The following is a 20458-nucleotide window of genomic DNA, read 5'->3' on the forward strand; positions in this document are numbered from 1 at the left end:
TTACTCCTCTTTGTCCATGCGGCGGGGTGGCTCCTTGCCACCCCTGTTTCTGTTATTAGAACGGCGAGTCCGGGAAGTAGTATTCCTTCGCGTTCGCCTGCGTGATGAGAGGCGCGTCGAGCTTGACGTTTCCTCTGGTGGGAGCCTGTCCGACCAAGTTGGCGACCGTCATGTAGATCGCTGTCTTGATCATCGCTGGCGGGTAAGGCGTTTCGACCGGGGTCATGGCGTCTCCGTCGATGACCTTCTTGACGATGTCCTTCATGCCATTGCCGCCGAGTGCCAGCTTGATATCCTTGCGCCCGGATTCCTTGACCGCTTCGAGCACCCCAAGCAGCATGTCGTCGTCGTTTGCCCATACGGCGTCGATCTGAGGGTATTTGGCCAGATAGTCCTGCATCAGCTTGAAGGCCTCGTCACTGTTCCAGTTCGCATACTGGATGTCGAGTACCTTGAGGTCAGTGCCCTTGATCGCGTCCTGGAATCCTTGAATGCGCTCGTCGTCGATCACTGTCGGAATTCCCCGCAACACGACAAGGTTCCCCTTGCCGCCCAGCTTGTCGATCATGAATTTTGCAGTGTTGCGTCCGACGGCGATGTTATCGCCAGCCAGGTATAGGTCTTGGATCGTTGGATCGTTCAGGCCGCGGTCGACGACCGTGATGAAGGTTCCCGCATCCTTCACCGCCTTGACGGGGGTCGTCAGTTCCTCGGACGTGTAAGGCAAGATCACCAGCGCATCGAGTTTGCGTCCGGCCGACAGATCCTCAAGCGCGCTCACCTGCGCCGTAGCCGAAGGCGAGGTCTTTACCACCACCTCCACGTCCGGAAACGCGGCATTGATTTCCTTTGCTGCGGCCTGCGCGTGATAGACGATGCCTGCCGTCCAACCGTGGTCGGCAGCCGGGATCGACACGGCGACCACTTTCTTGTCGGCGCCCAATGCGTGACCCGCGAGCAGCACCGTGCTTGCGGCGAGTGCCACAACCCATTTCCTCTTCAACATTCATTCCTCCCAGAATAGGACCGACAAAATTCATTCGCCGCGCGGTCCGGACGCGGATTATTTCGAGAACCTCTGAATGAGCATCGCGATGATGATGATCACGCCCTGGACGCCCGCCACCAGGTATTCGGAAACGAAGTCGGATAGCACCATCAGGTTGGCGATGAGTTCAAGGATGACCGCTCCGGCAACCGTGCCCCAGACGTGACCCTTGCCGCCGCGGAGTGCGGTTCCGCCGATGACAACTGCCGTGATGACTTGGAGTTCCCAGAGAACGCCAGTCGTCGGGGTGGCCGCGCCAAGACGCGGCACGTAGCAGATCGCGGCGATCGCAACGCAGGCCCCCTGGATGGCGTAGGCGATCGTGCGGGTCTTGATTATCGAGATGCCGGAATAGCGGGCAACGTCCTCGTTGGCCCCGACCGCGGCGCATTTGCGCCCGTACTTCATCTTGTAGAGAATGAACGAGGCGACGACAGCGACGGCAATCGAGATCAGGATCGGCAACGGGATGCCCGCGATGGTGCCGAAGTACACGGGGCGGTACGCGTCGCGGAGAGTGCGATCGATGGGGATCGTGCCGCCGTCGGACATGTACGTGATCAGTGCCCTGAAGATGCCCATTGTTCCGAGCGTCGCGATGAACGGCTCGATCTTGCCGACAGTCACAATAATGCCGTTCATCAATCCGCAGAGGAGACCCACGGCAATCGCCACCACCATCCCGGCCGGGATTGCCGAAACACCCCAGTCGGGTGCCATCCGGTTCATGAACATGATCGTGATCCCGGTGATGAATGCGGCCATGGAGCCCACGGAGAGATCAAGGCCCCCCGAAGAGATGACGAAGGTTGCTCCGACCGCGATGATCGCAATGAAGGCGCTGCGGGTGATGACGTTGCCGAGATTGGTCGCGGAGAGGAAATCCGGATTGACCGCAAAACCGATTGCCAGCAATGCGATCAGAGCCACAAATGGTCCCACATCCGCCCATCCGATATTCCATTCCCGCTCCGGTTTGACCGGGGTCGAACCCGTAATGACAGTCATCTGTTTCCTCCCTCGCCTTTTCCCGGAGCAACGTCGCTTGTCGCCAGAAGCGCGACGTTGTGCTCCGTCATTTCGTCTCCTGAGACCTCCCCCGCGATGCGCCCTTCCCGCATCACAAGAATTCGATCGCAGATCCCGATCAGTTCCTGCATTTCGGAGGAGATCACGACGCACGCCTTCCCCTCCATCACGAGCCGCTGGATGAATGCGTAAATCTGCGCCTTGTTGGCGATATCGATGCCACGCGTCGGCTCGTCGATGACGACGACCGAGGGCGCGGCCAACAATATCTTTGCAAGCAGAAGCTTTTGTTGATTGCCACCGGATAGCTGTCCTGCTTTCACCCCCAAACTCTTCAATCGGATGTCGTATTGATCGACGGCCTGTGTCAGAGCGGTCTGTTCGCGGCGTCGCCGCATCAACAAACCGGGATGAAACCGTTGAAGCGCGGACAGGGTGAGGTTGGGTGCAAGCCGCTCCTGGAGGAGAAGGCCTTTTCCCTTCCGGTCCTCGGTCAAGTAACCGATCCCGGCGTCGATCGCCGCCCGCGCCGAATGAATGTTGATCGACTTGCCTTCGAGCTCGACCTCGCCAGTTGCCGGTCTCAACCCCATGATGCCTTCGAATAGCTCCGTCCGGCCCGCCCCGATCATTCCGGCGAAGCCGAGGATCTCGGACTTGCGAACGTCAAAGGTGATATCCTTTGCAAAACCCGGAACTGACAGGTTCCGGACTGAAAGCATCCTTTCACCCGCGGCCGCGGGTGACTTTTCCGGATAGAGCGCCGCGAGGTCGCGTCCGACCATAAGACGCGCCATGTCCAACTGACTGAGACTGTGGCCCGGGTGCGTGCCGACCAGTTTGCCGTCGCGCAGCACCGTTACCTTGTCGGCAATTCGCTGCACCTCGTCGAGACGGTGGCTGATATAGAGGACAGCAATCTTCTGCGCCTTGAGTTGCAGGATAATCGAGAGCAATCGCTCGACCTCGTCCCCCGTAAGGACGGCTGTCGGTTCGTCGAAGATCACCAGCCTATGATCATCCAGCAGCGCCCGAGCGATCTGGACAAGCTGGCGGTCGGCAAGCGAGATGTTTCGCACCAGCGCATTGGGGGAAACCATGCTTCCGAGTTCAGCCAGCTTCTCAGCGGCGAGACGGCGCATCGTCCGGTCGTCAACGACTCCGTTGCGCATCAATTCGCGGCCGAGGAACAGGTTTTCCGCGACAGTCAGGGCATCGGCAAGCAGAATTTCCTGGTGGACCAGAACAATACCAGCCTGCTGGGCCTGCTCAGGCCCGACAAAACGGACCACCCCCTTGTCCATGCTCAGCGAACCTGCTGTAGGTTCGGCGTAGCCGGACAGAAGCCGCATGAAAGTCGATTTGCCGGCACCGTTCTCGCCGATGATCGCGTGAATCTCGCCGGGATGGATGTCGAGTGTCACATCCGAAAGAACCGTGACCGGGCCATATTCCTTGGAAAGGTTTTCGGCACGCAACACCGGCTGACGTGCGAGGTCATCGGCCTGAACCACGGGCGCTCTTCCATCTCTGTGAATGCTGACAACGCTCGACATCGCAGATTCCTCAATCGAAAGCTGGGAGCAGCCTGTCCCGTGAATGCTCAAGGTGGACGCGCATCGCCTTCTCGGCGGCGGAGGCGTCGCCTGCGGCGAATGCCGTCAGTAACGCTTCGTGTTCGTCGAGAGCCTCCTCGGTCACCCGTGAGTGGAACATCAGACGGAAGATATGGAAATGCGTGTGCTGGTGATTGAGCGTCTCGCGGATGAGCTCGTTGCCCGCATATTCGAGGATACGGTCGTGGAACATTGCGTCCTGGCGCGCGAATGTCGAATAGCGAAGGCGCTCATCGGTGCCATCACGTCGCCCCATCACTCCGGCTGCTTCGCGAAGCGTTGCAAGCTTTTCATCGTCCATCGCGAGGGCCGCTCTGGCTGCGCTGTCCGGCTCAAGCAGGAGACGAAGCTGATAAAGCTCGTCGAAGCGGCGTCGCGCGATCTGGGGAGCCGCGCTGTAACCGATTAGGTGGGTCTTGACTACCAGTCCCTCCCCTTCCAGCCGCCCAAGCGCTTCGCGGATGGGAGTCTGCGAAACATTCAGCTCGCGCACCAGATTATCGACATTGATCCTTGCGCCTGGGGGAATCTTCAAAGCCATCAATTGGGCGAAGATGGCCTCATAGACGCTTCCCGCAAGACTATTGGCCCTCGGGATGAACGCGCCCGTGTCCGGCGCATCGTTAAGGATCGTGGGTGTTCTATTCTGCATCATCTATTGCCTCTTGACAGAACCAATCGCTAACACGATGCTCGCCGATATTCAATACTATATCCTATAGGATTTTATTTGGAGCTGTCGTGAGAGTAAAGAGGGAGATAGCGGCGGACCTGGTGCGGAACCTTCTCGAGGAAAAAGGGACCCCTCGTTCATACGCTTTGCAGCAAACCGACGTTCTCGTCGAAGCAGAGTTGAGAGGTCATCCATCGCATGGCCTTCAAAGGCTGCCGAGGATTCTTCAGAGAATTGGCAATGGTCTCATCGATCCACGCACCCAAGGGAAATCACACTGGCGAACGCCGTCATTCCTGAAGATCGACGGGCTGCGCGGACTGGGGCCAGTGGTCGCGCTCCAGGCATGCAACATGCTCTCTGAACGCGCTTCTTCGACAGGCGTGGCCCTTGCTGGCATCAGGAACTCAAACCACCTGGGGATGCTCGCCTATTACGTAGAGCACCTCGCGAAAGAAGGCCTCATCGGGATCGCGCTATCTTCGAGCGAGGCACTCGTCCACCCATATGGCGGAACAACGCCCCTCCTCGGTACCAATCCCCTTGCGATTGCCGTGCCGACTGCGGACCGACCGCTGGTCGTCGATCTCGCGACCTCTGTGGTTTCAATGGGGAAGATCCATCACCATGCGGCAAACGGATGCGCGATCCCGGAGGGTTGGGCACGCGACAGCGACGGAGAAATGACGACCGACGCCGCCGCTGCAATGAACGGGTCGATCGCTCCGTTCGGCGACGCCAAGGGATACGCTCTTGGTATGGCACTTGAATTGCTGGTGGCCTCGATTGCGGACTCATCGACTGCGCCTGACGTCCGGGGAACGCTGGATGCCGATGCCATCTGCAACAAGGGGGACGTGTTGATTGCCATCGACGCCGGCAAGCAGCCCGACCTCCTCGCTTGCTTCAGTACCTACCTCGATCGCATCCGGAAATCGCGTCCAGCCGAGCCCACACGACCAGTAACGGTCCCTGGCGACGGCACCTGGTCGCGCCGCCAGCAGGCGCTCTGCGACGGAATCGAGATTCCTGGAAGGCTTTGGGACGAACTTAACGCCCTTTCCCGCTCAAACGAAGCACTTGTTAAAGGACATGCACAATGACCCTTTTCGCCGCCATTCGGCTTCCCCAGGAAATTCTCTTCGGCAAGGGACAACGTCATGCCCTCCCGCACATTGCCACGAGGCTGGGCAAGCGTGCGTTGCTATGCACTGACGAGCGGTTCGCTGCTACGCCCGTCTTCGCGGATATCGTGAAGGCGCTCGAGGCCGCCTCGATCGCAGTACTGATCCACGATGGTGTCCAGCCGGACGTTCCCATCGAGACAGTTTCCGTCTGCGTGGAGGAAGCACGAACCTTTCACCCGGACATGGTGATTGGCATTGGTGGAGGGAGCTGCCTGGACATGGCAAAGTGTGCCGCCTTGCTCCTTAGCCATGGCGGGCAGTTGAAGGACTACTACGGCGAGTACAAGGTGCCCGGCCCGACGCTTCCGATCATCGCTGTGCCGACGACGGCGGGGACGGGGTCCGAAGTCACGCCCGTCGCTGTCATTTCCGATTCCGAACGCACGCTCAAGGTCGGGATATCCAGTCCCTATCTGATCGCCACAACCGCCATCTGCGATCCCGAACTTACGATGACCTGCCCGCCCGGACTGACGGCGGTTGCGGGGGCCGACGCCCTCACCCACGCAATCGAGGCCTTCACCGCGGCGCGACGCGGTACCGATCCGCTGCTTGCTCAGAACCATGTATTCATCGGAAAGAGCGCTCTTACCGATCATTTCGCGTTGCTGGCGATCAAGCTTCTCGGCCGCAGCCTGGAGAGGGCCTGCAAGAATGGCTCCGATGAAGACGCACGGGCCGATGTCATGATGGGTGCGTTGGCGGCCGGATGTGCCTTTGGGACTGCAGGGACCGCTGCAGCTCACGCAATCCAATATCCGGCCGGAGCGCTGACCCACACAGCACACGGTCTCGGTGTCGCTACCATGATGCCTTATGTGATGAATTACAACAGATCCGTGTCTGCTGCCGAGATGGCCGAAATCGGCACCGCACTCGGCCTCGACAACGCGAACGGTAGCGAGGAAGAACTTGCACTGGCCGCCATCGAAGAGATCCGCAGACTGTTTGCAACAATAGGCATTACACGGACGCTCGCGGATCTGGGCCTTGCCGCCGACAAGCTGGACTGGACCGCTGAACAGGCCTTCGGCATCGACAGGCTCATCAAAAACAATCCGCGGTCTTTTGACCTCGACGCCATGAAGCGTCTCGTCAGAGCGGCCTACGAAGGCGATCTCGCCGCATCCGCCATCTAAGAGAATCGGGGAAGCATCATGACCATTGCCCACCACATACCTCAAGTCGACCACCACCTGCCGGATCTCACGGCGACCGCACGCGGCCTCTACATCGATGGAGCCTGGCAGCCATCTCGGTCCGGTCGGACAATCGACGTCGTGAACCCTTCGACGGGCGAGGTTCTCGCCACCGTGCCGGATGCCACGATCGAGGATGCCCGCGCCAGTGTCGAAGCTGCATCCGCTGCAGCGCCGGGATGGCGGGCTACGCCGCCACGCAAGCGCTCCGAGATCCTGCGCCGGTGCTTCGAGCTTATGATCGAGCGCTCCGAGATGCTGGCGACACTTATCTCGCTGGAAAATGGCAAAGCGTTGCGCGACGCGCGTGGTGAGGTCGCCTACGCAGCCGAGTTCTTCCGCTGGAATGCGGAAGAAGCTGTCCGCATTACGGGCGAGTTCGGCATAGCGCCATCAGGCACCAATCGCATCATCGTCGACTACCAGCCGATAGGCATCTGCCTGCTGATCACGCCGTGGAATTTTCCGGCGGCGATGGCTACCCGGAAGATCGCGCCTGCGCTTGCTGCTGGTTGCACCGTGATACTCAAGCCCGCCAGCGAAACACCGCTGACTGCTTACGCATTGGCTGCCATCTATGAGGAGGCCGGGGTGCCGAACGGTGTCGTAAACGTACTGACGACGACCAGCCCCGGACCATTAACGGCAGAGGTTCTCGCGGATCCACGTGTCAGAAAGCTCTCTTTTACAGGATCGACTGGTGTCGGTCGCGGCCTCTTGGCGGAGGCTGCGAAGAATGTCATCTCCTGCTCCATGGAGTTGGGCGGCAACGCACCCTTCGTGGTGTTCGACGACGCAGACCTGGAAGCGGCCCTTGACGGTGCGATGATCGCCAAGATGCGAAACGCCGGCGAAGCCTGCACCGCGGCCAACCGCTTCTACGTCCAGTCGGGGATATACGATGCATTTGCCGAAGGCCTCACGAGGCGCATGGGCGCGCTCATTATGGGGTCGGGAGTTTCCGGGGACACCGAATGCGGTCCAATGATCACCCGCAAGGCGGTCGACAAGATCGCACGCCTCGTGGCCGATGCAAAGGTCCGAGGAGCCCGTGCGCTCTGTGGCGGCGACGTCCCGGCAGGTGACGGCTATTTCTATCCTCCGACTGTTCTGGCGGATGTGCCATTTGAGTCAGAGATGGCCTCAGAGGAAATCTTTGGGCCGGTCGCGCCGCTCTATCGCTTCGAAACCGAGGAAGAAGCCGTCCGGAGAGCCAATGACACGGAATACGGCCTGGCTGCCTACGTCTACACGCGCGACCTTGCACGCGGGCTGCGGGTCTCCAACGGCATCGAGGCTGGGATGATTGCCTTAAACCGTGGTCTTGTATCCGATCCTGCAGCCCCGTTTGGCGGTGTGAAGCAAAGCGGCCTTGGCCGCGAGGGTGGTCAGCATCATGGCATTGCCGAATTCATGGAAGCGAAATATATCGCAACAAGTTTCTGAGCTGGGGAGCAATCGTGGAAACGGACCCATTTCGCATACGTGATCATGTTGCGCACTTCGACAGCATTGTCAGCGAGATCGTGAAAGCGAGTGAAAGAACTCGCGAAACTCTATCAATGACTGGGAACGTCGTCTATGGCGACGGTCCCTCCGAAAGCTTGGATATCTTCTATCCGGAAGGGACACGAAAGAACCTTCCGGTCCACATGTTCATCCATGGGGGCTATTGGCGGATGTTTTCCAAGCGCGACTATTCCTGTGTTGCAAACACCGTCACCCAGGCAGGCGCGATCGCTGTCATCGTCGACTATGCATTAATGCCTGCCCACAGGATGGAGGTCCTTGTCGACCAAGTCGTACGCGCCAAACGATGGGTGATTGACCGCATCGCAGAGTATGGAGGCGACCCCTCGACACTAACGGTGAGCGGGCATTCGGCAGGCGCACACCTGGCAAGCTTCCTATTTCATGGGAGTACCATCCCCTCCCGCATCGAAGGTGCGTTCTTGCTCGGTGGTCTTTACGACCTCGCTCCGTTGCAGCGGTCGTTTCTTCAAAACGAGATTGCGCTATCGGATGAAGAGGTGGCGCGCTTCACACCTCTCTCTCACCACCACGACCCGCACTGCCGCGTTATCCTAGCGGTTGGCGCAAAAGAGACAGATCCTTTTCATGCGCAATCTAATGCGTTTCTGTCTACCTTGCGAGGGCAAGGGCTCCCGGCAGTCCGGAAGATCCTGGCAGCTCGGAACCACATGGACTCAGTTCGCGACCTCGGTGTCCCTGGCTCTGAGGCTGGAGATCTTCTCGCCCGATTAGTGACTGGCGAGCCGTGCCCCGCCTGAGGCTTCGATGCTTCGATGCTTCGATCCATGCTTGCAACGCGCGTGAACATCAAGGCCCCATCACTGTTGCCCGATGATGGCGCCGAATCGGGATTTGCCCGCTTGATCCTCGAAAAAGGAAGGAGCCATGAAAGCGACCAATACCGTTCTCGCGAGCCGCCCCAGCGGCACGCCGACGTGATTACCGACCGGGGCTCACCAATACGCTCATCCGTGCTGACAGCGTGGTACTGCGAGTGGAGAGCGAGTTCACCTGTCGAATGACTTGAGGCGCTCAGCTCCATCCAACATCGATCACCGCACGGATTCGCCACCTCTTCCAGGTACCCCATCCCGGCCATTGAGGATGCGTTTCCCGTTATGAAGTCCGATTTGACCGCGCTCAACAACAATGCCATCCTCCGTGGCCTAAGAACAGGAGAAGCGCTGAAACCCGCGTCGTCGCCTGTCGACGCACTGGCTTTGATTTCCTAGCATCGCAGAGAAACTGCTAAAGACGGAGAGGCTTGTATGCCGGGCTCGCAGCGTTCCGCTCTCGGATCCTTGGTGCTTATTGCCGCGGTGGTCGGTTTCAGCGTCGGCGCCTTTGCCTACACTGCCGGATGGCTTTCGCCCGGTCGCCTTTCTTCAACAGAACTTGTCAGCGCCCTGGCGCCTCCGGGCGGACCCGCGCTGGGACATCGGCGGAATCACGCAAAGGGCGTCTGCTTCACTGGCACCTTTGAATCGAATGGGACCGCTGTGGCGCTTTCGAAGGCAACGGTATTCACCGCAGGGCACTACCCCGTTCTCGGGCGCTTCAACTTGGCAACGCCTGATCCGAACGCCGCTGATCCGACGGTGCGGGTGCGGGGCGTCGGCGTGCAAATCTCAGCGCCTGACAACAGCGTCTGGCGCATGGCACTAATTGACCCACCCGTCTTCGCGGTCTCGACGCCTCAAGGATTCTACGACCTGCTCGAGGCCTCGAAGAGTAAGGATCCCGAAGCGATGAAAGGCTTCGTGGCAGCACATCCAGAATTCGCTGCGTTTGGCGAGTGGGCAACCAAGGCTCCCTGGACAGCCAGCTACGCGGAGGTGACTTTTAACAGTCTCAATGCATTCATTTTCACGGATGCCGCGGGTACAAAGAACGCAGTGCGTTGGTCATTGCGCCCAGAAACGCAGGCCATGCCACTCTCCGGCGCGGAATTCGCGAAACTCGGCCCCAATCATCTCGAAGAAGACATTACTGAGCGCGTTGCCAAATCGCCGCAGCGCTGGACACTCGTGCTGACAGTTGCCGACCCCTCAGATCCAACATCGGATCCGACGAGGGCCTGGCCGCCCGAGCGGCGTACTGTCGAAGCTGGAACGCTCGTGGTGCAGAACATCGAGCCGGAGGTCGATGGTCCCTGCCGGGATATCAATTTTGACCCGACCATTTTGCCTGACGGTATCAAGGTTGGCGATGATCCGTTCCCGGCAGCCCGATCGGCAGCTTATGCCAGATCCTATGATCTGCGTACCAGTGAGGCGAACCACTATCCTCGAACAGCAGCGAGCGCAAAGCCATGACGGACATAAAAACACGCTTCTCCGCCGTTCAGCGTTTGTTGCATTGGCTGATGGCGATCGGAATTCTGGCCATGCTATTCATCGGCGTCGGAATGGTCTCGACCATCGGACGGCAGTACGTACCGCTGGTGACAACCCACAAGACGCTGGGAATCGCCATTCTCGTTCTCGCCTTGGTTCGTCTTTTGGTGCGCTTCGTATCAGGCGCACCAGCACTGCCCGCAGACCTTCCCGAGCCGATGAGACTCGCTGCGCATCTTTCCCATGTTGGCTTGTACGCGCTGATGATCGGCATGCCCCTGATCGGCTGGGCCATGATGTCCGCAGCCGCCTATCCCATCGTGCTTTTTGGTGGGTTCCGCCTTCCGCCGATCCTACCGCAGAGCGCGAGCCTCCATACAATGCTGTGGAGCGCGCATTTCTATCTCGCCTTCGCGTTCTTTGCCCTCGTGATGGTGCATCTGGCGGCAGCGCTCTTCCATGGTTTAGTTCGACGCGATGGGGTCCTGCAAACGATGCTGTCTGGCAAGTAAGCTCGCTCCATCGACGAGGTCGCCCTGCAAAAGGACTTCGTTCGTGAGGCCCGAAGGCCATTTTTCCGCCGGACCTGTCCGTGCATAGCCAAGCCCAGCTCAATGCTATCGCCAGGCAGCTCAACGAACGCCCAAGAAAGACCTTGCTTTATCAGACGCCCGCGGAAAAATTTGCAGAATGTGTTGCGGCGATCAATTGAACCCACTGCCCAAAGCAGCCGTTCCGAGAACGAAACACGTCGCCGAGCGCACGATTCGCGAGCGTTGGGAGCGCCCACATTTATCTTGATGATCGGGTTTGCTGAGCCTCCGCGATCCTCTAGGTTATCGTGCCCTCAAGGCGGGTGTCACGATTTAGCCGACGCCCTCGGACGGCGACCCGAAGCCGTTGCGTCTGTCAGAATTGAATCTCGATGAGCTCGGGAGGCTCCTTGTTGAAATCGGAATATCGAATCCACCGCGGCGTTGCTTTGAACATCTCGGCCCCTCTCTCGATGAACTCCCTTTCCGCCGGGACGCTGTTGAGATGGGCTTCCTGGTATTGTTCGATATCTGCGGCAGGAACCCTTGTGGCCTCACCCTCGTATTGAACCGTGATGTTGTCGTCCCATCCGACAACGAACGCGACGCCGGGACGCTCCGCGAGATTGTTGAACTTCCGGGTGTCCTTGAAAGTGTCGAACACGATCTCAAGATTGTCCCGCACCGAGAAGTCGACCGTAGCCGCCTCCGGCGTTCCATTGCCGTGGCATGTCGCAATGACCGCCAAAGTGTGCTTCCTCAGGAATTCAAGGATCATGCGTTTCGTATGATCTTCGTCCATTGCCTCATCCCTCAGTGAGTATTCACGATTTTTGTGCAGTCTCATTCGACAGCCCGCCGGCTTCACCGGAGTTTGGCCGCCAGCGCCGCGAACTTGCGAGATATGCGTTCACCGCCCGATCCAGCCATTGATGCGTCCGTTCAAATCTCATGCCTTCCAGGACGATTAACACATTGCTCGCCCTCGTTCGATGGTCGTCGAGACCGTGACCTGGACCTCGAGCGGACTGATTGTGGTTTTGTTCCGCTTCGTGCGCGCCTCAGCAGTTCAGACTGCATGCAAGCGAGGAAGTGGTTGCCGAGGTGCTCTCCCACGTCATCTGCCGGCAGGGTCCTGCGCCGAACATCATGAAGGTCAAGGTTCTAAAAGAACGCAAGATCGCCGACAGGACGTTGCTTCACTTGCACGGGAATGATCGCTCTTGCCGCAAAGCAGACACATCGCCCTGCCCTTGCGCCCAAAATAATCATGGGCGCAGATGGGAACGGATGCGAAACGCGGCCCATCCGCGCCCGAAAGAAAGCGCTTTGTTTTCAATGTTCGTGGCGCAACAGGGCGGCCGGCAACTGGCGCTTCCTACTGCCGCTCTCCGAACGATATCGGATAGGTGTGGTTGCGAAACGTCAGCATGGGGTCAGCCGGTTCGATACCAGGGTGACTGGTACCCGGGAGGAAAAGCGTTTGCTTGTCGGCGACGGCCTTATCGCGCGGTAAGCCATCGAAGTTGAATGTGCCAAGCCTTACGAGGTTGCGGCTCTCCGGCCATGCAATAGACGGGTCTTCGATCTTGTCGCCATCTTCGGCCACCTGCGCATACCAATCGAATACGACCGGCTTCTTGGAAATCCTCGACACGATTTCCTCTTGGAGATAGTTCGGTCCCATCCTGTTGAGTTCCTCGGAATTCAAGTAATGCTCTCCGGCTTTCGGCACAAAGCGATAGCGCACAAACGCCGACTTTCCGTCACCATTGGTAAATTTGAATGAGTTGATCCCAAAGAAGGTCGCAGTTGCGTAGGATGCGGGGGACGTGAGTGTCTCGACAAAATGCTTAGAGATTGGATGGCTATCGAGGAACTTTTCCAACGGCGTCGGATGTTCCACGCCCGGACCGCTCGCGGCTACCAAACGTAGAAAGTTGGCGAATTCGTCACTCGTCGCGACGACGAATCCGTTGTGTTGATCGGTGGCGAAATCAAACTCAGTCCCGTCCTTGGCCTTGATTTTGATCGCTAGGCCGGTTGGTGCCGCGCCATTCGCCGTATCTGGAATGTCGGGCACGCCGGCAAAAAGGGAGAAACGCGCAACGACGGGGAGTTTTCCTTCGGAGAACACCGAAGCTTTCGTGAGTTTACTCGCGTCCCTGGTCGGCGTGAATGTACCAACGACCATCACGCCCTTGGTGTGCACCGCCCGTTCGTGGTGCGCACCAAATGTCCCGTGGAGTGTGTTTATGAGGTCCTGCGGCGTTTCTTTCTGCCCGTCCGCCCAGGCGGCCGACGTTATCACGGCGGCCCAAAAGACTGATGCCGCCAGGCAACGTTTGATCCGGAAATTGGCGGAAGTGAGGTTCGACATGCGATTGCTCCTTTTCGCTATATTCACCACGCAATTTTGCCCGAGACGCCACAATCCGGATTTTCCGCAACTGTCATTCTTTTCCAAATCGGGCCATCAAATTGAACATTCAGGTGCAGTACGGAATGGCCGGATAGTGCAAGCAGCGGCGCCACCGTCCAATACCTGCGAACCTGAGTGAACTATCCTGCAACGGCAAAAGAAGCTGGGAGGCATCCGTGAAAGAGTTCGCTGCATCACTTGAAACCGCAACGCCCCGCGAAGGCGTCGATCTGGCCGCCAGGCTTGCATGGGAAATGGTGAGGAAGGTCCAGCCTTCGAAGAGCATACGGGACCGGCTGGTGGTGATCTACGAGGACGATGCCGAAACCATTTTAATGGCCTGCCAAATCATTGCGATGAACTTTCAAGCCATCGCTGCGGCGAACAACTATTGGCACGATCGACCCATTGCATAGAGCGGAGAGGAGGCAAACAAAGAGCAAATTGAATCCGTACGAAAGTGCAAAAGAGCGACCGGTAGTGATAGTCAGTGGACACCACGCGGGTCGGTCCCGACTTTTCGGATGAAATCGCCGACGAAGTCGGAAACTTGCTCATAACCAAGGAGCGCGGCCACTTCTCCTGCTTCGTAGCCGCGGACCAACAGGCGCTTCGCACGCTCAATCCTGAGGTCGTCCCTCCAGGCGTGAACGGAGCCGCCGACGGTTTCCTCGAAGGCGGACACAAATTCTAGTGGCGACATGCCGCACTCATCCGAAAGTTCCTCCAGCCTGAGGTCACCGTCCAGATGTTCTGAGAGCTTTTCCTGTGCTCTTGAGACCTCTCCGTCCGACAAGGTCTTGCGCCGCGTCGCTTTTTGTCGAAACGCACATCCGTGATGGCGCACAGCGTGGGCGGTTGCAGCAACTGTCAGATGGTCGACAAACAACTGATTGGCGAGACCAGGGGAACGGAACGCCGGAAGTATGGCACGGACCAGATTATGCATGACGGGGTCCTGCACGCCAACGCCCGGGTTGTGATTGAAAGCGTCGACCGACGAAATTCCTTCCTTATCGGTGATAGCCGTCAATGCTGTTCGGGGCACATAGAAGCTGATGTGGTTAAAAGCGCTTATACTATTGGCCACCGGAGACGAGCGCAGATCGTAAAAGCTCGTTGTCCCCACAGGCAGAAACGCGGTTTTCATTTGCTTGCCATCAAGGAACAGGTCGTGAGCGGGAACGTCGCGCAACTGCACGGTCATGAGGAACGCGTCCTCGACTGCGATCGGCTCGCTCAGGCCCGTGTTTGCCTTATCGCAACGGATTTCCGTGATGGCGATCCGGGCGTTCTTCAAGGTTTTGGCGACAAGGGATGGCGCGCGGGCGACTTTGAAAGTCTTTCTCAACCGCTCACCGTAAGCACCGGTCTCTTCCATATCGTTCTCCTAAGCGCGCCTGCGCCACGCACCGGGCGAGATGCCGACAATGCGGGAAAAGGTGCGGGTGAAATGACTTTGGTCTGCGAAACCGCAGGCGAGTGCGATGTCGGAAATCGGCAATCGAGTATCCCGAAGCAGGTGCTTTGCCCGATCGCAACGCCGCACCACCATCCAGTGATGCGCGGGCATTCCCGTAGATTGCTTGAAGGCGCGCGCGAAATGGCGGGGCGACAGTCCGCAGTGCGATGCAAGTTCCGCGAGGGAAATCTCTCCCGTAAGATTGGCGTCGATGATTTCCTTCGCGCGCCGTTCATTCTTCGCGGAGAGACCTCCAGCGACAGCCCGCGCAATCACGTGCAGACCGCCGTAACGGTGGGCGATATGATTGGCGACGGCAAGCGTCGTGTGATCGAGGAAGAGTTGGCTCGCATATTCGGGATTTGCAAAAGCGGGCATCAGGGTTGTGCTAAGGGCGGCGATGACCGGATCATCAGCGGGCTTATCGGACCGCATCTCCAGCTCTCCAAATCGCTTGCCATGTTCCTCCGCTATCATATCCATGGCGCTTTTCGGCAGGTAGTACATCATGCAATTCGAAGTTTCGCCGATGAAGGACGTTGGGTCTTCACGCAGATCGTAGAAGGATGTTTGGCCGCCGAAAAAGGGAAGCCTGCCGGTACCCTTGCCGTTGATCCAAAGCTCGTGCTCGATGCAGTCTTCGATCTGATACGCCACCAGATAGGCATCTTCGGGCGGGATCGATGACGTCAGGCTAGGTTTCCGACACTTAATGTGTGTGACCGCCACTTCCGATCGCTTCAGCGTCTTGGTCACGATGGCCGGAGCGTCGTCCAGGTGAAAGTGGTCTCCGAGACTTTGTCCATAAACTCCCTGACTGCGCATCTCAGTTTCCTCGCGGGCAGCTCTCGTAGTTCCATCGGTCGTTATTGGCGCTTTGCCAAGGAAATTCGATAGGCCTTCAGACGCGCGGCGAAGATTTCGTCGGGCGGATAGCCAACTCCGTGGGCCAACGTACCCGGATCGAAAATCGAGACATCGCAGGCATGATCACTATCGATCGCATCGATCGTGATCGTACCGAGGACAACTGTTTCACGTTCATCTTCTCCGGGCCAGCGAGCGGTAACATCCATGGTCGGATCGCCTGGTCGATCGAGCAACGCCAGAATGTCAAACTCTATCCCGCCGTTCCGGATGCGATCCTCAAGGTCATGGTGGAGAAAGTCCACAGCCTTCTCTTTCGCCTCTTCATCGGTCAGAACGATCTCTCCGATCCGTGGCACGATCTTGAATTTAATGAATCTCGTCTTGCCTGCTTCGTTGATAACGGGGAATGAGTGAACTCCCCAGTACGTGGTTCCCGCAAAGCTCGCCGGGAGCGAACGGGCCGCAATGTACTTCGCCTGGTTGAGTGTCTCGGGATTGGCGTCCGAAAAGGATTTGACTTTGGCGGGGTCCGGTTTGCCGTCCGGCCCGGGAATGCGGGCCTTAAGGAAGGCAAGCATCTGGTCGAGAGTGCGAGCGAAATGGACCGGTGCGCTTTCGACAAGGATGTCCGACGTCTCGCCGTCGGTCTCGATGCGAAAGCTGAACCCGCGCAACACCAACCTGTTCGTATCCGGCACATTCGGGTTGCCGCCACCCATCGAGAACCGCGCGAGTACACGGCCTGGTCTCGTGAAATTCACAGAACGTGTAATTTCCGCCGCGCGCCCGGAAGGCACGTAGCGGCCCCGTACGCACCGACCCTTTGCGAAACTCGCTCGAACCTTTGGAGGATTGCCCGCAACAGCCTTGAGGGCCGCCACAATCGACGCCGGCGTCGCGGCTCCCTCGGTCGGGACAAATTCGGTGTTTTCGATCACATCAGACATCGCCTATACCTCCGGCGAACCGCGTTGGTGTTCGTTGAGTTTAGTAGCGGCATCTCGGGTGTCGTGAACTGGGCGGCGATGTTTTGTCTAAAAAGGACAAAATCGTCTGCGCTTCATGATCAATCAACGGCTTCCCGGAGCAGGTTCTCGGCAGCCTTCAGAAGGCCGGGAATCGGTGTGAAGCTCGTGTGGAGCAAATGGATGCGGCCGCCGACTGTCGCTACACCGATCATCTGCTCGCCCTCGATGCCGACAAAAACCGATGGTCCCCAAAGGGCTTCGACACGGACAGCGCCGTACGCGTCAGACAAGGGCGCTTCCCCAAGGTTCGAGAGCATCATTTCGCAAGCACAAGCCTGCAACTCGATGGCGGCGAGCTCCTCGACCGAGGGCGAAGCGTCGAAGATACGCTGAAACGCACCGAAGGACTCGACAATTGCCTCTCGAGTCTTCATCGGCATCAGGTCTTGGCGGATATCCCTGGCCAGATCCCAGAGCCCGGTCGCGATGCCCGGCGCGTATCCGCCGATCGGGAAGACGATGGAGACAACACAGTCGTCTGTGATACCGAGCGTCGGCCTGAGATTGACCGGGGATACGGCGCGGATTGTCGCGTCGAACCATGCTTTTGAAAGCCGCCGACCTGCCAGAATGATGGCCGACAGGAGCGCGCCATGGACGGTCGTCGCATGACGCCGCACARCCACCCTAAGCTGCGCTGAGAATTCTTGCGACAGTTGCAGGCTCGAAATGACGGGCCAGCCCTTTGACCTATCAAGCATTCGCGCCGGGATCGCCGTTGCGGACTGGGCTGCCCCGACGGAATTAACGTCCCATTCAGAGGCGATGCTCTCTTGCGCGAGGGCCAGCCCGAGCTGTCCGCGGTGACCGCCACTCATCACCTCTAGCATGTCTCGCAATACAAATGCGATCGACATGCCGTCAGCTACTGCGTGATGCGCAGTGACGACCAGTGTCGCATAGCGAGGTGAGTGAAACAAAACTGCGCGAACGAGCGGCGCATCGGTTTGTTCGAACGGCTTCATCAGTTCATCCGACACCACTGTCTTCCACGCATGTGGCGGCTCGGACCTGATGACTTCTAGCGGGATCGGGCGACCACTGCCCATGTAAAAACTTGGAACGCCGAACTCATTCCTTGCGATCTTCGAACGCAGGAGTGGGTGCCGCAACCGGGTAGCCTCGAGAGCGCTCTTCCAGGATTCAATTGTCGTTTCACCCGACACCTGCAGCGTCATGCAGAAGTGTTTGGGACTATTTTGGTCGCTAAGCCAGAAGTATTGCTCCACAGCGCCTAAGGGACGAAGTGGAATGCTGGATTGTGGGGCGACTGATGGCTTTACCTGCTGTTCCATGACGAATTCCTTTGTTCGGACGGCCAGCAACGATTGCCGGGATACTCGGGCTCAGGCTGCCGCTTTGGAAAGCGCGCACTGCGACCACAAGGACGAGAGTGCGCCAACGAGGTGTTCGATGTCCGCATCGGTGTGAAGTGGTGTAGGCGTGATCCGGAGACGCTCGGTCCGACGGGGGACAGTCGGATAGTTGATTGGCTGCGCGTAAATGCCGAAATCCCGAACGAGAAGGTCGGATACCCACTTGCATTTGGCCGCGTCGCCAATGACGATCGGGATAATGTGGCTGGGATTATCAATGTGAGGAATGGCGGCTCGATCGAGAAGCGCGCGCAATCGGGCGACCCGATCCTGATGCCGGACGCGCTCGAATGGACTCTTTTTAAGATGTCTTATCGAGGCTAATGCCCCGGCGGTAAGCGCCGGTGGCAACGCTGTCGTAAAAATGAAGCCAGAGGCGAACGAGCGAATGAAATCACAGAGCGCTGCCGACGCGGCGATGTAACCGCCCATGACCCCGTACGCCTTGGCCAGCGTTCCCTCGATAATCGTCAGACGGTCTGATAAACCCTGACTTTCGGCAATACCGCCGCCGGTGTGCCCGTACATTCCGACGGCATGGACCTCATCAAGGTAGGTCATCGCACCATAGTTCTCGGCGAGGTCGCAGATGTCACGGATGGGAGCAATGTCACCATCCATCGAATAGAGAGATTCAAAGGCAATCAGTTTTGGGGCGTGAGGATCGGCTGCACGGAGCTTGTCGTCCAGATCGCGGACGTCATTGTGCCGCCAGACAATGCGCTCACACCTCGAATGGCGGATGCCTTCAATCATCGAAGCATGATTAGCTGCGTCCGAGAAGACAATAAGATCGGGTATATGCGTGCCTAATGTCGTCAGAGTGGCCCAGTTCGACATATAGCCGGAACTGAATGTCAAAGCCGCCTCTTTGCCATGCAAGGCGGCAAGTTCGCTCTCAAGAAGGACATGAAGGTGATTGGTACCGGCGATATTGCGGGTGCCCCCGGCTCCAGCCCCATATGCATCCACGGCCTCCTTCATAGCGGAGACGACAGCAGGGTGCTGCCCCATGCCGAGATAGTCGTTGGAGCACCACACGATCACTTCACGTGATCCGTCCGGCGAATGAATCATAGCTCGGGGGAATGTGCCCTCGGTGCGCTCCAAATCGGCGAAAATCCGATACCTGCCCTCAGACCTAAGGTCTGACAACCGTTCATTGAAAAATGCCTCGTAGTCCATCTTTTTCTCCCGCGTTTCCGACTGAAGACGGGATCATCCTAAGCGATGAACTGGAAGGCCGCTGGAAGCGACGGGTCATCTATTGTTTGATTCGGACAGGAATAAGTTTAAGGGCGGATCGCTGTTCTCTCGGCCCTGACAACGCTCATATGGCGTTATTCCGCCGCCATAACCCTGGGCTCGTTCCGGTTAGCGCCACGAAAACTCGTGTGAAATGGCTCTGGTCAGCAAAGCCGCAAGCCAGGGCCACCTGGGTGAGGTTCAGTTCGTTGGCGGCGAGAAGCCGCTTCGCAGTCTCCACGCGTTGCTGCGTCAGCCACTGGTGCGGCGAAATACCGGTCGATTGTCGAAACGCCCGGGAAAAATGACGGGCCGACACCCCGCATTCGCTGGCGACTGCGGCGAGCGAGATATCCTCACCAAGTCTAGACACGATCATTTCCTTAGCCCGCTTCTCCTGCCAAGGTGCAAGCCCGCCGCGCGCGCCTTCCCGCCTAAGCCTCATGCCGCCATAGCGAGCGGCCACGTGGATTCCGATCGCAAGCATCACATGGTCCATAAAGAGCACGCTCGCTTCTTCGGGGCGCCCAAAGAACGGCAACAATCCGGCTGACATATTCCGCATAACAGGATCATCGGTGGCCAATGCCGGCTTGTATTGCAGCTCATCGATAGGAGAAGCACCTGCTTCCTCTGAGATGGCGCTTAGGGCAGCACGCGAGAAATAGTAGTGAACAGTGTGGAAGCCGTGATTCAGGAGAAATGTCGGCTGTCGCTTGAGGTCATAAATGATGGTCTGCCCTTGACCTATTGCCGAGGCCGGAGCGGGACGACCACTCTCCCAGTAAAGATAGGATGGACAGTCGACAAGATAGTGCCCGACCATGAACGCATCTTCCTCCTTTGGAGGAGTGGAGAGTTCAAAGCTCGGACTATCATATCGGAGTTCGGTTGCGGCGAT

At 58.4% G+C, this 20458-nt stretch carries 19 protein-coding genes and 1 pseudogene; 8 read left to right on the top strand and 12 right to left on the bottom strand.

Going from position 1 to position 20458, the window contains the following annotated elements:
- Window positions 1-55: 55 nt before the first annotated feature.
- From AC1DPR_RS24965 to AC1DPR_RS24980, 4 genes are read right to left on the bottom strand one after another with little or no spacing between them, the layout of a single operon-like run.
- A complete protein-coding gene (locus AC1DPR_RS24965; protein ID WP_037089991.1) occupies window positions 56-1006 on the bottom strand; it encodes a substrate-binding domain-containing protein in 951 nt (316 codons plus the stop codon).
- A 57-nt stretch (window positions 1007-1063) separates the two neighbouring features.
- Window positions 1064-2056, bottom strand: coding sequence for an ABC transporter permease (locus tag AC1DPR_RS24970; RefSeq protein ID WP_018858165.1), 993 nt, complete (start codon window positions 2054-2056; stop codon window positions 1064-1066).
- Window positions 2053-3633: a sugar ABC transporter ATP-binding protein gene (locus AC1DPR_RS24975; RefSeq protein WP_245267970.1), complete on the bottom strand. Its 1581-nt coding sequence runs from the start codon at window positions 3631-3633 to the stop codon at window positions 2053-2055. Before AC1DPR_RS24975 ends, AC1DPR_RS24970 begins: the two co-directional genes overlap by 4 nt.
- A gap of 10 nt (window positions 3634-3643) precedes the next feature.
- Window positions 3644-4345 (bottom strand): GntR family transcriptional regulator, encoded by a 702-nt coding sequence (locus AC1DPR_RS24980; RefSeq protein WP_112648121.1) that lies wholly within the window; start codon window positions 4343-4345, stop codon window positions 3644-3646.
- An 89-nt stretch (window positions 4346-4434) separates the two neighbouring features.
- Between AC1DPR_RS24980 and AC1DPR_RS24985 the strand changes: the two genes are divergently transcribed.
- The 7 genes and pseudogenes from AC1DPR_RS24985 to AC1DPR_RS25015 form a co-directional block, all read left to right on the top strand.
- Complete coding sequence (locus tag AC1DPR_RS24985) at window positions 4435-5469, top strand: Ldh family oxidoreductase (RefSeq protein WP_477817356.1); 1035 nt, start codon at window positions 4435-4437, stop codon at window positions 5467-5469.
- The gene (locus AC1DPR_RS24990; protein ID WP_018858169.1) at window positions 5466-6692 is read left to right on the top strand and encodes an iron-containing alcohol dehydrogenase; all 1227 of its coding nucleotides are present in this window, start codon (window positions 5466-5468) and stop codon (window positions 6690-6692) included. The genes AC1DPR_RS24985 and AC1DPR_RS24990 overlap by 4 nt, the downstream gene beginning before the upstream one ends.
- Before the next feature lie 18 nt (window positions 6693-6710).
- Window positions 6711-8198, top strand: a complete 1488-nt coding sequence (locus tag AC1DPR_RS24995; RefSeq protein WP_018858170.1) for an NAD-dependent succinate-semialdehyde dehydrogenase — start codon at window positions 6711-6713, stop codon at window positions 8196-8198.
- Between the two features lie 14 nt (window positions 8199-8212).
- Window positions 8213-9043, top strand: coding sequence for an alpha/beta hydrolase (locus AC1DPR_RS25000; protein WP_026371920.1), 831 nt, complete (start codon window positions 8213-8215; stop codon window positions 9041-9043).
- Between the two features lie 510 nt (window positions 9044-9553).
- Window positions 9554-10600: a catalase family peroxidase gene (locus tag AC1DPR_RS25005; protein WP_477817357.1), complete on the top strand. Its 1047-nt coding sequence runs from the start codon at window positions 9554-9556 to the stop codon at window positions 10598-10600.
- Entirely contained in the window at window positions 10597-11133 is a 537-nt protein-coding gene (locus tag AC1DPR_RS25010; RefSeq protein WP_477817358.1) for a cytochrome b, read from the top strand. Before AC1DPR_RS25005 ends, AC1DPR_RS25010 begins: the two co-directional genes overlap by 4 nt.
- A gap of 71 nt (window positions 11134-11204) precedes the next feature.
- A pseudogene (locus tag AC1DPR_RS25015) lies at window positions 11205-11333 on the top strand (IS30 family transposase); the annotation flags it as partial.
- Window positions 11334-11530: 197 nt separating this feature from the next.
- Here the strand turns inward: AC1DPR_RS25015 and AC1DPR_RS25020 are convergent.
- Entirely contained in the window at window positions 11531-11956 is a 426-nt protein-coding gene (locus AC1DPR_RS25020; protein WP_113471654.1) for a pyridoxamine 5'-phosphate oxidase family protein, read from the bottom strand.
- Window positions 11957-12532: 576 nt separating this feature from the next.
- The gene (locus tag AC1DPR_RS25025; protein ID WP_477817359.1) at window positions 12533-13534 is read right to left on the bottom strand and encodes a catalase family peroxidase; all 1002 of its coding nucleotides are present in this window, start codon (window positions 13532-13534) and stop codon (window positions 12533-12535) included.
- A gap of 218 nt (window positions 13535-13752) precedes the next feature.
- Here AC1DPR_RS25025 and AC1DPR_RS25030 point away from each other — a divergent pair, with 218 nt between their 5' ends.
- Window positions 13753-13992, top strand: coding sequence for a hexameric tyrosine-coordinated heme protein (locus tag AC1DPR_RS25030; protein WP_018858175.1), 240 nt, complete (start codon window positions 13753-13755; stop codon window positions 13990-13992).
- 71 nt (window positions 13993-14063) lie between these two features.
- On the opposite strand, the gene AC1DPR_RS25035 is transcribed toward AC1DPR_RS25030, so the two are convergent.
- The 6 genes from AC1DPR_RS25035 to AC1DPR_RS25060 form a co-directional block, all read right to left on the bottom strand.
- Window positions 14064-14783, bottom strand: a complete 720-nt coding sequence (locus tag AC1DPR_RS25035; RefSeq protein ID WP_477817360.1) for a helix-turn-helix domain-containing protein — start codon at window positions 14781-14783, stop codon at window positions 14064-14066.
- 183 nt (window positions 14784-14966) lie between these two features.
- Window positions 14967-15863, bottom strand: coding sequence for a helix-turn-helix domain-containing protein (locus AC1DPR_RS25040; RefSeq protein WP_018858177.1), 897 nt, complete (start codon window positions 15861-15863; stop codon window positions 14967-14969).
- Window positions 15864-15904: 41 nt separating this feature from the next.
- The gene (locus AC1DPR_RS25045; protein WP_477817361.1) at window positions 15905-16855 is read right to left on the bottom strand and encodes a catalase family peroxidase; all 951 of its coding nucleotides are present in this window, start codon (window positions 16853-16855) and stop codon (window positions 15905-15907) included.
- Window positions 16856-16974: 119 nt separating this feature from the next.
- Window positions 16975-18231 (bottom strand): condensation domain-containing protein, encoded by a 1257-nt coding sequence (locus AC1DPR_RS25050; protein WP_477817362.1) that lies wholly within the window; start codon window positions 18229-18231, stop codon window positions 16975-16977.
- Window positions 18232-18282: 51 nt separating this feature from the next.
- Window positions 18283-19497 carry a 5-aminolevulinate synthase gene (gene hemA, locus AC1DPR_RS25055; RefSeq protein ID WP_018858180.1) on the bottom strand — a complete coding sequence of 405 codons (1215 nt, stop codon included), beginning with the start codon at window positions 19495-19497 and terminating at the stop codon, window positions 18283-18285.
- 145 nt (window positions 19498-19642) lie between these two features.
- Window positions 19643-20383, bottom strand: coding sequence for a helix-turn-helix domain-containing protein (locus AC1DPR_RS25060; protein ID WP_477817363.1), 741 nt, complete (start codon window positions 20381-20383; stop codon window positions 19643-19645).
- Between the last annotated feature and the right edge of the window lie 75 nt (window positions 20384-20458).

This window comes from Rhizobium sp. 01T417 (genome assembly GCF_056398905.1).

Excerpts from the sequence above, each read along its gene's own strand:
- AC1DPR_RS24965 (WP_037089991.1), bottom strand. The coding sequence starts at position 1,006 with ATGTTGAAGAGGAAATGGGTTGTGGCACTCGCCGCAAGCACGGTGCTG.
- AC1DPR_RS24970 (WP_018858165.1), bottom strand. The coding sequence starts at position 2,056 with ATGACTGTCATTACGGGTTCGACCCCGGTCAAACCGGAGCGGGAATGG.
- AC1DPR_RS24975 (WP_245267970.1), bottom strand. The coding sequence starts at position 3,633 with ATGTCGAGCGTTGTCAGCATTCACAGAGATGGAAGAGCGCCCGTGGTT.
- AC1DPR_RS24980 (WP_112648121.1), bottom strand. The coding sequence starts at position 4,345 with ATGCAGAATAGAACACCCACGATCCTTAACGATGCGCCGGACACGGGC.
- AC1DPR_RS24990 (WP_018858169.1), top strand. The coding sequence starts at position 5,466 with ATGACCCTTTTCGCCGCCATTCGGCTTCCCCAGGAAATTCTCTTCGGC.
- AC1DPR_RS24995 (WP_018858170.1), top strand. The coding sequence starts at position 6,711 with ATGACCATTGCCCACCACATACCTCAAGTCGACCACCACCTGCCGGAT.
- AC1DPR_RS25005 (WP_477817357.1), top strand. The coding sequence starts at position 9,554 with ATGCCGGGCTCGCAGCGTTCCGCTCTCGGATCCTTGGTGCTTATTGCC.
- AC1DPR_RS25010 (WP_477817358.1), top strand. The coding sequence starts at position 10,597 with ATGACGGACATAAAAACACGCTTCTCCGCCGTTCAGCGTTTGTTGCAT.
- AC1DPR_RS25020 (WP_113471654.1), bottom strand. The coding sequence starts at position 11,956 with ATGGACGAAGATCATACGAAACGCATGATCCTTGAATTCCTGAGGAAG.
- AC1DPR_RS25025 (WP_477817359.1), bottom strand. The coding sequence starts at position 13,534 with ATGTCGAACCTCACTTCCGCCAATTTCCGGATCAAACGTTGCCTGGCG.
- AC1DPR_RS25035 (WP_477817360.1), bottom strand. The coding sequence starts at position 14,783 with ATGACCGTGCAGTTGCGCGACGTTCCCGCTCACGACCTGTTCCTTGAT.
- AC1DPR_RS25040 (WP_018858177.1), bottom strand. The coding sequence starts at position 15,863 with ATGCGCAGTCAGGGAGTTTATGGACAAAGTCTCGGAGACCACTTTCAC.
- AC1DPR_RS25045 (WP_477817361.1), bottom strand. The coding sequence starts at position 16,855 with ATGTCTGATGTGATCGAAAACACCGAATTTGTCCCGACCGAGGGAGCC.
- hemA (WP_018858180.1), bottom strand. The coding sequence starts at position 19,497 with ATGGACTACGAGGCATTTTTCAATGAACGGTTGTCAGACCTTAGGTCT.
- AC1DPR_RS25060 (WP_477817363.1), bottom strand. The coding sequence starts at position 20,383 with ATGGTCGGGCACTATCTTGTCGACTGTCCATCCTATCTTTACTGGGAG.